General features: G+C 45.2%; 16 protein-coding genes and 1 pseudogene. All 17 read left to right on the top strand.

Annotated elements, in window-relative coordinates:
• The first annotated feature begins 22 nt into the window (after positions 1-22).
• Positions 23-2,320, top strand: a complete 2,298-nt coding sequence (gene hypF, locus ACP5N5_RS00270) for a carbamoyltransferase HypF (RefSeq protein WP_428130930.1) — start codon at positions 23-25, stop codon at positions 2,318-2,320.
• 65 nt (positions 2,321-2,385) lie between these two features.
• Positions 2,386-2,868 (top strand): NADH-quinone oxidoreductase subunit B family protein, encoded by a 483-nt coding sequence (locus ACP5N5_RS00265; protein ID WP_012608087.1) that lies wholly within the window; start codon positions 2,386-2,388, stop codon positions 2,866-2,868.
• Positions 2,846-3,295 carry an NADH-quinone oxidoreductase subunit C gene (locus tag ACP5N5_RS00260; RefSeq protein ID WP_276813566.1) on the top strand — a complete coding sequence of 150 codons (450 nt, stop codon included), beginning with the start codon at positions 2,846-2,848 and terminating at the stop codon, positions 3,293-3,295. The genes ACP5N5_RS00265 and ACP5N5_RS00260 overlap by 23 nt, the downstream gene beginning before the upstream one ends.
• Before the next feature lie 4 nt (positions 3,296-3,299).
• Positions 3,300-4,517 (top strand): NADH-quinone oxidoreductase subunit D, encoded by a 1,218-nt coding sequence (locus ACP5N5_RS00255; protein WP_012608085.1) that lies wholly within the window; start codon positions 3,300-3,302, stop codon positions 4,515-4,517.
• The gene (locus ACP5N5_RS00250; RefSeq protein ID WP_276813568.1) at positions 4,490-4,891 is read left to right on the top strand and encodes a 4Fe-4S binding protein; all 402 of its coding nucleotides are present in this window, start codon (positions 4,490-4,492) and stop codon (positions 4,889-4,891) included. The genes ACP5N5_RS00255 and ACP5N5_RS00250 overlap by 28 nt, the downstream gene beginning before the upstream one ends.
• Positions 4,888-5,163 (top strand): monovalent cation/H+ antiporter complex subunit F, encoded by a 276-nt coding sequence (locus ACP5N5_RS00245; protein WP_012608083.1) that lies wholly within the window; start codon positions 4,888-4,890, stop codon positions 5,161-5,163. Before ACP5N5_RS00250 ends, ACP5N5_RS00245 begins: the two co-directional genes overlap by 4 nt.
• 2 nt (positions 5,164-5,165) lie before the next feature.
• Positions 5,166-5,558 (top strand): monovalent cation/H(+) antiporter subunit G, encoded by a 393-nt coding sequence (gene mnhG / locus ACP5N5_RS00240; protein WP_012608082.1) that lies wholly within the window; start codon positions 5,166-5,168, stop codon positions 5,556-5,558.
• Positions 5,555-5,818, top strand: coding sequence for a Na(+)/H(+) antiporter subunit B (locus ACP5N5_RS00235; protein WP_012608081.1), 264 nt, complete (start codon positions 5,555-5,557; stop codon positions 5,816-5,818). The genes mnhG and ACP5N5_RS00235 overlap by 4 nt, the downstream gene beginning before the upstream one ends.
• Positions 5,815-6,636, top strand: a complete 822-nt coding sequence (locus tag ACP5N5_RS00230) for a Na(+)/H(+) antiporter subunit B (protein ID WP_042667177.1) — start codon at positions 5,815-5,817, stop codon at positions 6,634-6,636. Before ACP5N5_RS00235 ends, ACP5N5_RS00230 begins: the two co-directional genes overlap by 4 nt.
• The gene (locus ACP5N5_RS00225) at positions 6,629-7,033 is read left to right on the top strand and encodes a Na+/H+ antiporter subunit C (protein ID WP_012608079.1); all 405 of its coding nucleotides are present in this window, start codon (positions 6,629-6,631) and stop codon (positions 7,031-7,033) included. Before ACP5N5_RS00230 ends, ACP5N5_RS00225 begins: the two co-directional genes overlap by 8 nt.
• On the top strand, positions 7,030-7,545 hold the full coding sequence (locus ACP5N5_RS00220) for a Na+/H+ antiporter subunit E (protein WP_012608078.1): 516 nt from the start codon (positions 7,030-7,032) through the stop codon (positions 7,543-7,545). The genes ACP5N5_RS00225 and ACP5N5_RS00220 overlap by 4 nt, the downstream gene beginning before the upstream one ends.
• A gap of 12 nt (positions 7,546-7,557) precedes the next feature.
• Positions 7,558-9,150: a proton-conducting transporter membrane subunit gene (locus tag ACP5N5_RS00215; protein WP_428130911.1), complete on the top strand. Its 1,593-nt coding sequence runs from the start codon at positions 7,558-7,560 to the stop codon at positions 9,148-9,150.
• 2 nt (positions 9,151-9,152) lie between these two features.
• Entirely contained in the window at positions 9,153-9,509 is a 357-nt protein-coding gene (locus ACP5N5_RS00210; RefSeq protein ID WP_428130909.1) for a sodium:proton antiporter, read from the top strand.
• Between the two features lies 1 nt (position 9,510).
• Entirely contained in the window at positions 9,511-10,506 is a 996-nt protein-coding gene (locus ACP5N5_RS00205; protein ID WP_428130907.1) for an NADH-quinone oxidoreductase subunit H, read from the top strand.
• Between the two features lie 283 nt (positions 10,507-10,789).
• Positions 10,790-13,216 (top strand): glycosyl hydrolase 53 family protein, encoded by a 2,427-nt coding sequence (locus tag ACP5N5_RS00200; RefSeq protein WP_428130905.1) that lies wholly within the window; start codon positions 10,790-10,792, stop codon positions 13,214-13,216.
• Positions 13,217-13,334: 118 nt separating this feature from the next.
• Positions 13,335-14,882 carry an extracellular solute-binding protein gene (locus tag ACP5N5_RS00195; protein WP_428130903.1) on the top strand — a complete coding sequence of 516 codons (1,548 nt, stop codon included), beginning with the start codon at positions 13,335-13,337 and terminating at the stop codon, positions 14,880-14,882.
• 30 nt (positions 14,883-14,912) lie between these two features.
• Positions 14,913-15,332, top strand: a pseudogene (locus tag ACP5N5_RS00190) (carbohydrate ABC transporter permease); the annotation flags it as partial.

Raw genomic sequence — 15,332 nt, 5'->3', positions numbered from 1 at the left:
CACTGTGAAACCGGGGTCTTGGATGAAAGCGTTAAGAATAGTGGTTACAGGGCTAGTCCAAGGAGTTGGCTTCAGGCCATTCATAGATAGGGTTGTTAGGCAGATGAAGCTGAATGGTTATGTGAGGAATGTCGGTGGGAGCGAGGTCGAGGTATGGATTGAGGGCAATGAAGAATACTTATATGAATTTCTAGCTGCCTTGTTATACGAGAAGCCGCCTCCAGCATTGATCGATGATGTTGTTTTCGAGGAGGAGATCCCAGTAGGTTACACGGGGTTCACGATTCTAAAGAGTAGTGAAGCAAGGATTCTTAGGTCGAATATACCGCCCGATCTTGCTGTATGCAGACACTGCCTCGAAGAAGTACTAGACCCCTTGAACAGGAGGTATATGTATCCCTTTAACTCATGCGCCTGGTGCGGTCCCAGGTTCTCGATGATGCATAGGTCGCCGTATGATAGGGAGAATACAAGTATGTCCAAGTACATGCTCTGTGATGAATGCCTAAGGGAATACAATGACCCAGAGAATGTAAGGAGACATCATGCCCAGGGAATAAGTTGCCCTAGGGACGGCCCCAGGCTCGCTCTCTACGATAATGATTTCACCCCTATTAATACACGGGACCCTATTAAAGAGGCGGCTCAATTAATTGATGAAGGGTATATAGTGGCTGTTAAAGGCATAGGAGGGTATCATATAGCATCGCTCGCTACAGATGACGAGGTGGTTCATAGATTAAGGACTAGGAAAAAGAGGCCTAGGAAACCGTTTGCAGTAATGGGGCTTGACACTAGTATTCTAGAACTACTTGTCTACATGGATGAGAGGGATAGGGAGATACTTGAGTCGCCGAGGGCGCCAATACTGCTTCTGCCTAAACGCGAGGATTCACCGGTGTCAAGGCTCGTCTCACCTGGTTTAAGCCATGAAGGAGTCTTCATAGCTTATACGCCCCTGCACTTTCTACTATTGATGAACACCAAGGATAAATTCCTTATAATGACCAGCGGCAATGTATCAGGGGAACCCATGTGCCGTGATGAGGAATGCGCTAAAAACAGGTTGACCAGTATAGTGGATTATTTCCTCGTGCATGACCGTGATATCGTGAATAGGGTTGATGACAGTGTTATACGTAAAACAGGCGGCGAGTACGTTTTACTTAGAAGATCTAGGGGTTATGCCCCCTCATGGATCAAGGTACCTGTTGAACTACAGCGTGAAGTAATAGCTTTCGGTGGAGATCTTAACAATGTTGGTGGAATAGGCTTTGAAGACAAGATTGTTTTAACACAGTATATTGGAGATCTTGAGAGCTATAATGCACAGGTCGATCTAGTAAACACTATAGAATACCTGGTGAGAAACTACGGGGTTGACTCAGAGAAGGCTCTCATAGCTGTTGATAAACACCCTTCATACCACTCTAGAAGGCTTGGTATAGAGTATTCCAGGAGGCATGGTGCCGGGATAATCGAGATCCAACACCACTATGCACACGTCTTTGGCGTGGCTGTTGATAGAGGTTTAAGCGGAGTGGTTGCCGGGCTGGCAATAGATGGTGTTGGATGGGGCGACGATTCAACGATATGGGGTGGAGAGGTATTAGTGTTCGACATGGATAAACCCGGTGTATATAGGAGGGTCGCATCCATAGATTACATCCCATTAACCAGTGATAGAGACACCGTTAAACCATTCAGGCTCCTCTACGGATACCTCGCTAAAAAAGGATGGGATATAGGGGAAATAGACAGGGTTCTAGGGCTAAGGGATGGCAACCGTATATTAGAGGGGCACATGGTATACAACATGGTGAAGCGGGGCAGGTACACCCCGGCTTCCAGCACCGGGCGTCTCATCGATATAGTGGCCTCTATAATAGACCCTGGCATTGAGAGGAGCTTTGAAGGGGAGCCGGCTATAAGGCTTGAAGCCATGGCATTCAATGGCGTACCAAGACTATTGGAGGACGTTAGGTTCCAAATAGATGGCAACCTGGTGAGGCTGGATGTATATGGCGTTATATCCAGGATCCTTGAGGAAAGGAGCTCTATGAAACCATGTGACCTAGCTGCATCCTTCCTATATAGCATTGGCTACTATTACGGGGAGCTCATAGCAGCATCTATTAAGGGCTCCAGCATCTCCAACATAGTTGTCTCTGGTGGAGCATCTGTAAACGAGTATATTTACAGGGGTCTACGTGATAGGCTTGCTTCAGAGGGCTTGAAGCCTTTACTACCATTAAATATACCGCCTAATGATGAGGGAATAGCCTTCGGGCAGGTGATCGTAGCTGGTTTAATTAGGTAAACCTACCGCTTGATTTATTTATCCTAGTTAATAAATCCTATAACCACGGCGAGGGTGCTTACGCCTTGGATAATGAGGTTGTAGAGGGGAAAACTACTAGAAGAGAATACAAGGTAATCAGGTATAGCCCATGGCTAGTGCACTTCAACACTGGTGCCTGTAATGGATGTGATATAGAGGTCTTAGCAGCAATCACCCCATTATACGATCCAGAGAGATTCGGCGTGAAGCTCGCGCCTAGCATAAGGCATGGAGATATACTAGTGGTAACTGGAGCTGTAACCAAGAAAGCAGCTGAGAGACTTAAGAGGCTATATGATCAAATGCCCTGTCCTAAATTCGTTATCGCTGTAGGGGCTTGTGCCTGTACTGGCGGTGTGTTTTCCAAGTCGTATCCTGTCCTAGCCGGCGCTGATAAGGCTGTCCCGGTTTCAATGTATATCCCGGGATGCCCTCCACGCCCGGAGGCCATTCTAGATGGTATTGTGAAGCTCCTTAAGAAGCTTGAGAGTGGCGAGAGCGGTGATGGCTGTGGAGGAAAAGCTTAGCTTCATGGATAAATATGTGGTTGAGAAAGGCTTTGTTAAACCAAATAGAAGGCTCTTCACTATTAGATCAGAGCATGTGAGACAGGTGTTCACAGAGTTTATTGAGAAGCTGGGAAGGGAGAACTTCTATCTCTCAACAATAGTCGGCACCGATATGAAGGATGAGGGGAGGATACGGCTGGACTACTATGTTGTACTACTCCCCGAGGAGGAAACTATTGTTATAAGAACCTATCTACCCCGCGATAACCCTGTGGTAGACTCCATAATAGACTTACTACCGGGGGCTCTATCAGGTGAATGCGAAACATATGATCTTCTCGGAGTGGTTTTCAAGGGTAATTCATTCTTAAAGCGCGGCTTCTTCATCCCGCAGGATTTAGTTGAACAGGATAGGTATCCCCTGAGAAAAGATAGCGGGGTGTAGACGTATGGCTGTAACAAAGATAATCGAGGTCCCATTCACACTAGAGATTCCTGTAGGACCCCAACATCCCGCCCTCCACGAGCCCGTATTATTGAAGGCTTATGCGGATGGGGAGGAAATAGTAAAGGTAGATATTAACACGGGATATAATCACAGGGGTATCGAGAAGCTCTGCGAGAAAAACAGCTTCTACCGCGACATATTTATTGTTGGAAGAGTCTGTGGTATATGTAATGCGGTACACGCAAATGCGTATGTGAGGGCGCTTGAAGCAATATTAGATGTAACACCTAATAATAGGGCTAGATACCTAAGAGTCCTGGCGATGGAGCTAGAGCGTATACACAGCCATATGCTGATAAATGCTGTGATGGCTGAAAACATAGGCTTTGAAGCACTATTCATGAACATAATGCTAGACCGTGAAAAAGTAATGAAGGCCAAGGAGATCGTGACAGGTGCCAGAGTTATGGCGGACTACATGATGGTTGGCGGCGTTAGAAGAGACATAGATGACGTCAAGAGGGATAAACTGAGAAAGCTTATCTCAGAGCTGAGGCCAAGGGTTGAGTACTATAGGAAGGTATTCGAGGAAGACGAAACAATCTTGAAGAGACTAATCGATGTAGGCAGGCTTAAACCAGTGGATGTCACAAGCCATGGGTTACTTGGCCCTGTTGCAAGGGCTTCTGGTGTAAAGATAGATACAAGGGCCAGTGACAGGTATGATGCATATAATGAGATTCCATTCGACGTTGTAACCAGGAATGAAGGGGATTCATGGGCTAGAATGATGGTTAGATGGGATGAGGTCCTTGAAGCCATAAACATGGTAGAGTATATCCTGGAGAAACTACCCAGCGACGGTAATCCAGTACCGGATGAGAAGAAGCTGCCGAGGAAATTCCCGCTTGGAGAGGCGTATACAAGGGTTGAGGCTCAAAGAGGTGAGCTGACATACTATGTCATGAGTGATGGTAAGGGTATGAATCCCTACAGGGTTAAAATAAGGACTCCCAGTTTTAATAATATAATAAACACGGGTTTCATGTATATTGGCCACACAATACCTGATCTTCCTGTAATACTTACATCTCTCGACCCATGTATTTCATGTATGGAGAGAGTCACTGTTGTAGACTTGGAGAAGAATATCGTGTACAAGGTTTCCTTGAAGGAGCTGGGTGGTGGGAAATGGGGAAGCCGAAGATACTCGATCTAGTATTAAAGAACCTGGCTAGTAAGCCAGCTACCATACAGTATCCCAAGGAACCGACCCCTGTGGAGCCCGATTACAGGGGGAGGCATTACGCGGATCTAGGTAAATGCACTGGCTGCTCTCTCTGTTCTATTGAGTGCCCTGCTGACGCAATAAAGATGACGCCTATACCCAGCGGGTATGATGTACCGAAGAGCAATCCCAGGAAGATATATCCATTAATAGACTATGGTAAGTGTGTTTACTGTTATCGTTGTATAACCGTGTGCCCATTTAATGCTTATATCTCCACAAACGAGTACAGGCTTGCAGATACCACTATGCATAATTCATCTGAGCTAAGTCTTTCCACGCTTAAGAAGGGTGGTCCCGGATGATCATCGATATGGTTGCACCCGTAATAATACTTGTATACACTATATCAATAATGCTCGTCTTCATAAGGGCTGTAAAGGGACCCACAATAGGGGACCAAGTACTAGCCATTGATACCATGACTTATGCCGTAGTCACATTGATGATTATAGTGGCTATCTACCTGAAAGAAGCCATACTAGTTGTCACAGCTATACCATTAGCACTATGGATTTACGCGCTTGACATCTACATTGCTAAATACCTTGAGAAAAAGAGTGAGATAGGTGGTTAAGTATGGCTCTCGTGGAAATAATTCTCGAATACGTAGGATTAGCACTACTATGCCTAGGGGCCATCGCATCACTCATAGGTGCTATAGGTATGCATAGACTCAGGAATTTTTATCTCAGGCTTCACGCAGCCACAGTTATAACAATATGGGGTGGCGTGTATCCGATTGTAGGTGCATCGATACTAGCTATAGTAATGCCTGAGCTGGGTGTATACAGGTGGTTTATGGCTGGAGCCGGGTTTGTAACAGCTTTCATCATCCTCATACTTGCCCCAGCCGGCTCTCATGCACTGGCACGTGCCGTGCATAGATCTAGGACCGCACTGGTTGAGCCCTGTATTTATGATGCAATAGATAGTGGGATGTGTGTGAAAAAGGAGGTGTCTACGCAATGATAAGCGCGGAACTAGCCGTATACTTATTAATGACTATATCTAGTGTGGCATCGACTATAGCCGTGTATTTTGCAATCATGGAGAAGGATCTCGTGAAAGCAGTGATCTATAGCGCTATCCAGAGTACTTTCTACGCTATTCTCTTTTACCTGTTAATGGCTCCTGACATAGTCTTGGTATACCTACCTGTCTCGGTTGGATTGATCCCTGGTGTACTCCTCATATTGATTGGTAAAACCGAGAGGGGTGAGAAAGAGTGAGAAGGAGTATTCTGCACCTAACCATAATTCTAACACTGCTTCTAGGGTTAAGCCTCTTAGCCAGCATATCATGGCAGTGGTTTGTCCCTGGTGAATGGTTTAAGTGTCCCTTGCAGGGTATCTGGTGTCTTCCAGTGTTCTACTTGGCTACAACGTACAACCCGGAGCTACCCAACTACACTGTGAATTCTCCGGAGGCTGTTACAGCAATAGTGTGGGACTACCGTGGCCTGGATACGTTATTTGAGACATCGGTATTCTATCTAGCACTGATAGCGGGAATCGCGTTAGCCAGGGGTGTATCATATAAGTTGCCAACTGGTGGAGAGCTCGGTCTCTCCAAGATAGTTAAAACTGTTTCGAGGCTGACACTCCCGATGATTATAACTGTTGGAGCATCAATCGGGCTACATGGTCATTTAACGCCTGGTGGAGGCTTCCAGGGTGGGGCCACAGCGGCTGTTGCATTCATGGTTGCCATCGTAGTGTTCTCCATAGTGTTCCTAGTGGAGCACGGTGTCAGCAAGGATAGAATGCTTATATTAAGGAGCATCGGTTTAACCGGCATAGGTTTAACAGCTGTAGCGTTATTCTTCGCTGGATTAATTCTCGGTAAGAACGCATATGTATTCCAGAACATGGCTAAACCATTTGCAGGATTAAGCTTTCCCTGGGAGGTGAATAGCGCATTAATAAGCGGGACGCTATGGTTTTTCAATCTATTCGAGTTCTTAGCTGTGACAGCCGGGTTTACAATAGCATTCATGCTTCTAGCAATGAGTGAGGCGGGGTCTGAGGAGGGGGTTAGGCATGAGTGAGTTTATTGTAAACTACTTGTTCTCACTTACCTTGTTCTCACTAATATTCAATTTTGTATTATCCATATACGGCTTATTCTTTAAGCCCCATTATATTAAGAAGGTGATCGCGTTAACCATATTCTCTGATACGATCAATGTCTTCGCAATATACGTTGGATACAGGAGATGGATCAACGGAATCAACCCACGTCCACCAGTATTAATTAAGCCGCCTACCCCTGGAGCTATTTCAGAGTTCATTAATAGTGCTGTGGACCCGTTACCACAGGCACTTGTGCTGACGGCTGTGGTGATAGGGCTCGCCGTCACTTTGTTCCTTATATTTCTTGGTTACCAGTTATACAAACACTATCATACTCTCGACATGAGGGAGATAAGGAGGCTCAGAGGGTGATCATAGTGAAGAAGCTCAGTAAGGCAGTAGTAGTATTCATGCTTTCATTTACCACATATATAGTGTTCTCAGGGAGCATACAGCCATACGATTTAATAACAGGTGCCGTAGTGGCAGGTATTGTAGGGGCATTATTCGCAAATATAACCCTGACTAATCCTGGTAAAGTAATTAATCCAGTTAGATGGATCTGGTTAATCGTCTACGCGTTAAGATACTTCACTATAGATGAGACAAAGGCTCATCTAGATGTAATAAAGAGGATACTTCATCCAAGAACCCCTGTTAACCCAGCTATAGTCAAGGTTCCATACGAGGTCGACTCAGACTACGCTATAACCGCCATAGCCAACTCGATAACCAATACCCCGGGCACGGTTGTTGTAGAGGTGAGAGAAGATGAGAAAGCATTCTATGTTCACTGGATTGATGCTAAAACCGTGGAACCCAGCGGGGCCAGGAATGAGATATCTTTTGTTTTCGAAAAGTATTCCCGTAAAATATTCGAGTGAGAGGTGTAGATCATGCTGGATCAACTAGCATTTAAACTAGCTGGGTTAACAGTCCCATTGCTTGCACTCATAGCGTTCCTCATACCTTTACTCGAGAAGCTCACGGGTAGTAGGGATGCCCCGAGGATCCTAACCTTATTGGGGTCGCTGATAGCTGTTTTTTCGTCTCTAATAATCCTCATTAGTGTATATACTAGTGGAGAGGTGATCCTATACCCATTTGGTGGATGGCCCCCACACTTCGGTATAGTCTACGAGATAGATGAGTTAAACGCGTTGATTGGTGCATACATCGCATTAGCGATGCTTGCCGTGGTTGCGTACTCTACATGGTATGGCCGCCACCTTGATGAACCTATATGGTACTATGTACTCCTCACAGGGTTAGAGATAGGTATGCTTGGATGCGTTTACACAGGCGATGCATTCAACCTCTTCGTAATGCTCGAGGTTCTCAGCGTATCTGCCTACGGATTAGTGGCCTACCATAAGAATAGGGCTGAGGCTGTTGAGGCAGCAGCGAAATACGCGTTAATCGGTGCTGTAGCCACGAATCTTTACTTTGCTGCATTAGTAATAATTTACGTGACCCATGGCTCGTTGAACATGGGATTATTATCACTGATTGCACGACAATATAGTGGTGCAGGGGAGGCAGTGAAATACGCTGGCTTAATAGCTGTAGCCTTCTCGCTATGGGTCTTCACTTATAAGTCAGCATTATTCCCCTCACACTTCTGGCTACCTGACGCACATCCGGAAGCCCCTACACCTGTTTCGGCAGCTTTATCCGGTGTTCTTGTAAACGTGGGAGTATATGCTGTAATGAGGTTCCTCTACACTATATTCTGTTCTGGTAGTTACCTTGCTGAGTTCAGGGCGATCGTACTGGCTACATTATTTATCCTGGGTTCTCTAAGCGGATTAATCGGGGCATTAATGATGATGATGCAGAAGGATGTGAAGAGGCTGCTCGCATATAGTACCATTAGTCATATTGGGATAATATATATAGGATTATCAATAGGCTTCCTCTCAGGTGTTGGGGAAGCTGTAAAGATAGCCATGGCAGGCACCATAGCCCACATGATCTCACATGGTATAGCGAAGACAATGCTCTTCATGGCAAGCGGGGTATTCATCGATGCCGCTGGCTCCAGGGACCTGGATGAATTAAGAGGAATTGGTAGAAGTTATCCGATCGCCAGCTTTGCATGGTTAACCGGGTTCCTTAGTCTCGCAGGGCTGCTGCCGTTCTTAGGCTTCTACTCTAAGCTACTAATATACTATGGCTACACCTATTCAGGCTTCATACTTGGAGGCGTAATGATAATAGTGATATCAGCTCTCTCCCTACCGGGGTACTTCAAGGCCATATACTCGGTTATATTCAGCATTGGCAGGGAAAGGGAGAAAACCAATGCGGGAACAGCTGAGGTAATAATTTTTATCATGGCGATTACACTGGTGATCCTGGGCCTCCTGTTCCCATTCATGGAAAACATATTCATGAAGGCTTCGGAGGCTATTACAACCCGTGTAGGGGTATATGATTATTCTTTGAAAGCGTATCATGAAATACTAAGGATCTTAGGAGGTGGGTAGACTTGATAATCGAGGTAGTAATGGATCCATCCATTACAGCATTAATTATTCTAGCTGGAAGCGGGCTAACACTACTTGTAGCAGCTACATTATACTATCTATTAAAGTCGAGGTCGGTGAGGACAACAGAGCTCTACTTATCCGGTGAAGGAGAAAATGTTGTAAGCAACCTATCACCTGGTGTGGGCAGTCTATATTATGGATTCATGAAGAGATTCGCGAAAAACCTGTATAGGGTGTTGGCCGAGAGTGTTCACACAGGGAGCCTCCACGACTGGTTCAACTTCATAGCTTCATGGCTGGGGCTCCTCGTGTTAATCGCGATACTTGTTTTAATATTAATGCTTACAGGGTGGTAGCATGGATGTGAGCCAGGTAGCCTTATTCCTGTTCTCAACACTGGTATTCCCCGGGTTCCTTTTCATATTCATACTATCCCTGTTCACACAGTACCTAGTTAGAAAGATAAGTGCCAGGTATCAGAAGAGAATGGGTCCCTCATACATAGGACCCTATGGTGTGCTCCAGCCATTCATGGATTTCTGGAAGCTTCTAAGAGTTAAGGAGGTGGTTAGATCCAGGTATAGCATGCAGAGAGTGGCCGAGCTAACCCTATTAATCGGCATAGCTTGTATTACCGGTGCAATAGTGTTGCTACCAATCGGAGTCCTCAATATTCGGGGTCCACTGGATTACCTGGTATTCTTCTACATGGCCAGTGTCATGCCGATTCTAATGATAGTGCTTGCATCGCTCTCGATGCCTGGACCATATACAAGCCTAGGAGTGTCCAGGTTGCTCAGTATTCTAACGATCAGCGAACCGGTATATTTCACCGGGTTATTCATACCTTGCTTCCTAGCTACATATAGGGATCCGTTGGTCCTCTCCGTTAGCATGACTTCACATAGGGTCATGGATTTATGGCTTAACCCTGTTACGGCATTGATATTATTGCTCTCACTGATAGCCCTAGTGATCTCACTACAGTCTAAAGCCATGTATCCGCCATTCAATATTCCTGAGGCCGAGCAGGAGATAATAGCTGGTTTTGAGACAGAGTTCTCGGGACCCCTATTAGCGCTGGCTTCACTACTACACGACATGGATCTAACGGTGTCGATCCTTACAGTAGTATACATAGTACTCGGAGGTCCAGCGCCATTCCGGCATTCAACACTTGGTGGTATACTAATGGTGATACTAAAATACCTGGTGCTAGTATTAGTGGTGGCCACAATTAAGAATATCTTCGGAAGATACAGGCTAGAACAGGCACTTATGCAATTATTAAAGTACGGAGGTATACCCGTGTTAATCTCAGTAATATTATCACTCGCATGGATATACCTCTAGCCCTCTTCAATATAATATTTTCTATTAGGTAAACGTAATTACTGGGAGCAAATACTCGCCCGCAGATTCACGGATCGAACCCTATTGTTCTATTTAGACTAGTGGAGCCATCTGCGATATGACTGTACATTTGCCGGGGCTCTATGCCATTATACTTCCCCCTTGATATTATTATCATTGTAGGATATAGTAAATACATAGGTAAATGATTAGTACAGTGCTCAAATACCTTTTAAAATTATATAAACAGGCAAACTATTATACCTTGTAAAGGTGACTATTATTGAATCGGTTGCCAAGGCTTGTCGGCCCCCTCATCCTGGTTGCTTCATTACTGGCTCCTCTGCTATCCCTGATAATAATAAATGCTCAGAGCAGTGGCACTATACATGTGAACCCGGTCCCGGGGTTGTCGAGGGATTTCCTCAGGGGTCTAGACCTCTCAGAGGTTTCATGGATCCTGGGGTTGGGTGGAAAATATTATTATGAGGATGGGAGAGAAGGCGATATACTCGACATAATTGCTGATAACGGCGTCAACGCTGTTAGACTGAGGGTTTGGAATAACCCATATGATGAAAAAGGTGTTCCATATGGTGGTGGAAACTGTGACCTTGAAAGGATGACACAGTTCGCCTCTAAAGTAAAAAGCAGGGGGTTTAAGCTCCTCATTGATTTCCACTATAGCGACTGGTGGGCGGATCCCTCAAAGCAATATAAGCCAAAGGCATGGGCTAACCTTTCATTCAATGAACTAGTGAGTGCAGTTTATAATTGGACTAGGGACGCACTATTATACATGAAGAACAATAATGCATTACCAGACATGGTTCAAGTTGGCAACGAGATAAACAATGGTTTCCTATGGCCCGATGGACGCGTCGAGAACTGGACTCAATTCGTGACCCTGTTAAAGTCTGCTATAAAAGCTATCCGCGACATAGATCCCTCAATCAAGATCGTTATACATCTATCTGGTAACAGAGAGTTAGACTACTATGTCAACTTCTTCGAGAGGCTTGCCAATGATGGGGTAGACTATGATGTCATAGCGTTATCGTACTATACATACTGGCATGGTAGCCTTGAAAAACTGAAGCAGATAGCCTCAACCCTAACCTCCAGGTTTAACAAGGAGATCATACTAGCCGAGATAGCATACCCATGGACGCTGGAAGATGCCGATGGATACCCGAATTTATTTAGCAGTAGGGATCAGGAGATTAAAGGCGGGTACAGGGCCAGCGTACAAGGTCAGGCAAGCCTCATTAGAGACATAATCGAGGCCCTGTATGAATCAGCTGGGGATAAGGCCTTAGGTGTATTCTACTGGGGTGCAGCCTGGATCCCTGTGCCGGGTGCAGGCTGGAAGACTGGTGAGGGCAATCCATGGGAAAATCAAGCTTTATTTGACTTTAATGGGAAGGCCCTACCATCGCTGAGAGTGTTCAGAATGATCTACGAGGCCGAGTACATCGAGGTGAAGCCTGTAGGGCTATATAATCCCGGACCATTAAATGTGACAGCCTATGCTGGTTCAAAACCTGTTCTACTGGAGAACACTCTGGTAGTCTATTCGGATGACTCAATTAGAAACGCTGCAATCAAATGGGGTGAAATACCGGTATATGAGTCACCTGGCACATACTACCTTAATGGATACGTGGAAAACACCAGTATAATGGTTGTAGCCAGGATCACAGTCTTGGAGAGGTTGTACATAGATGTGGGAGACCCCGAGGGAGACGATAAGGGGCCGGGAACATATGGCTATCCAACAGCATCCGTGTACGCTCCAGGAGTATTCGATATTGTGAGAGCTAGTTTAGAGGTGGAGAGCGAGGACTTAGTTGTAAGAGTCTACTTTAAGAACCTAGGTGGGAACCCCTGGAATGGGCCCAATGGCTTTAGCCTACAGTATATTCAAGTATATATACGTACAACAAATCCGCTAGCGACTAACAAGGTGTATAGGAGGGATACTTTTGGACTTAATATAGAGCTCAGAGATGATTATGCATGGCAATACGCGTTACTTATATCACCTGGATGGGGTTCGGGGCCTCTTCCAGATGGCGAGTTATCCTCGTTACACTATGCCAATGGAACAGTCCTCGTGGAGGGCAAGGACTTCAAGGTATCATCAAACACGAGTGATAACTATGTAGAGGTAAGGACACCGTTGAATCTGCTCTCGGACTGGGAAAACTTGAAGTCTTGGAAGATAATTGTAGCTGTTGCAAGCTGGGCTGGTGAAAACCCTGATCGTATAAGGTCATTTGCACCGGGAGGTGGAGAATGGCTTTCAGACCCCGTGGCCTACGCTAATGAATCATCTAAGCCACTTATACAGTCAGCATTACTCGTGAATGTATTGCCGAAGATGTATGATTTATTAATTTACTCCCAGGAATATCCACATGGATTAACCGCGGATCAACAGTATACATGGTTAATGGGTTTCAACCCCTCTAAATCCACCTTAGCGATTATTCCACCCGAGGTAAAACAAATAGAAACTGTGACACAGACTATAACTATGACCATTACAACCACACTACTGTCGACCACAGAGAAAACCGTGAGTATATATGAGACGCAAACAGGGTATTCCGGTTACACGGTAAACACTGTGATCGGTGTAGCATTACTGTCACTAGCACTGGGTATTGGAGTAGGGTATTTCTTGTTAAGACTACAGAGGAAGTGATTTTACATAAGTATTTCAACATTCTTTATTTAGCATTCTAAATGCAACCCATAGATTTTTACAAAGATTAAATATATAACCTTGGTTTACTTATAGGCATTATTAGGGGGTATACCTCATGACGTTAACAGCTATAACTAAAACCTCGGCCATCATAATTGTTATCATCGCAATCATAGCGGTGGCCGGTGGAGTACTCCTATTGACTCAACAACCAGTCCAGCCACCATCAACAACCACTACTACAACAACCCAGACGTCCACCACAACAACTATGACAACCACCACTACCACAACTACTACGACAACCACTACACCGGTGGGCTCTACAATAACAATTGGTAATGTCACCATAAGGGTACCTGAGGAGTTTGCTAAGTTTGTTGAGAATGTCAAGACAGGTAATGTCAAGGTGACGATATACTTTGGGCATGCATTAAACCCTGAGGAAAGAGACTCATTCATTAAAGTCATAGGGGCCTTTGAACAAGAATATCCAGGAATAGATGTCGTAGAGAAGAGATATGGGGGAATGGGTGAGCTTCAAAGCGCGGTCATAGCTGCTGCATCGCTTCCACCATCACAAAGGGAAAGCCTTGTTGGCCAGGCTCCCGACGTGTTTAACTGGGCCCATGACTGGATTGGTTGGTTTGCTGATTCCGGGTACCTTGTGCCGCTTGAAGATTATATAGGATATGATGCAGTTGACGATATATCTCAGAACATACTTCCATCAGCTATGAGCTCTGTTACGTATCTGGGTAAGACGTATGGCCTCCCATATGCTGGTGAGGCATTAGCACTCTATGTGAATACAGGGCTGGTTCCAAACCCGCCGACAACATTCAATGAGTTAAAGACCTTAATGGAGCAGTTCTATAAGCCGAGCGAGGGTAAATATGGGATAGCCGGTCAGATCGCGGGCCAATACCATACTAATCCCTGGGTTACAGCGTTCGGTGGTTTCTACTATGATGACGTGAGGAAGGAACTAGGCTACTTAAAGCCTGAGACAGCCGAGGGCCTCAAGTTCTTCGTGGCCAACATCCTACGGTACATGGATGTATCCGACCTCGGCAACGATTATCAGAGGAGACTATTTGGCGAGGGTAAGACCCCATTCTATATATCTGGGCCATGGGATGTCAAGTACGCTGTTGAAACATTAGGTGTCAACAACTTCACTGTTGTTCCACTACCATCGATTAATGATAGAATACCTAAGCCGTGGAGTGGATTTAGAACAATATATGTCTCGGTTATGGCTACGGCTGGAGGTAAGGAGAGAACATATGCTAGTATATTGTTTGCATTATACATCGCCCTAGATGATAAAGCTATTCTAACACTTGTCAACGAGCTTGGATACATCCCAGTCAAGCCGAGTGTAGCTGATTATGTGAGGACAAACATAAATACAAACCCGCTCTACAAGATAGTACTAGGATTCTATGAACAGCTAGGAAAAAGTGTTCCAATGCCGAAGGACGCGAATATGCAGAAGGTCTGGGGAGCCGATACGTATCTCCAAGCAATATGGAAGGCGTATTCAGATGCTATAAGCTCTGGTAAATCACCAGATGATGCTGTGCAAGCTGCGATCGCTCAGGTGGATAAGGCGCTCAGTGACGCCTATAACGATATATCTGCAAAGATAAAGAAATAATATTTTAGGGATTAAGGACCGGTGGATGGGATGAGCTCTAAGAGGAAAATCCTTTTTCCCACACGCATCGCGCTTATCTTGGTAATGCCGGCATTGATCTTGTATTTATTTTTTAATACATGGCCAATGATATTCTCCATAGGAATAGCATTTACAGATGCTACTCAGAAGAATATATCGCCTAGTCCAGAAGCCATAGGCAACTGGGAGAACGCGATCCGGTGTGCTATTGACCTTAGAGACAAGCCGGAGTACAAGGAGAAAGCCTCCGGCCTAGTGAATTCCACAGTAAGTAGCCTAATGGATGTATATGGCAACTTGACAGGGATAAAAAACTATATCGAGGCCGGTGGAGACTTCTTGAATACGCCTCTAAGCTACTTAAGAGGGTTAGATCGATCTGTTAGGACATTAATGAGGGTGTCAGAAGAGTTCAAGATGTACTTCAAC

The organism is Desulfurococcus sp., from assembly GCF_049970475.1.
In the GTDB taxonomy this organism is placed as follows: domain Archaea; phylum Thermoproteota; class Thermoprotei_A; order Sulfolobales; family Desulfurococcaceae; genus Desulfurococcus; species Desulfurococcus amylolyticus.
The sequence above is the reverse complement of the archived record's forward strand: the minus strand, read 5'-3'. Positions and strand labels throughout refer to the sequence as shown.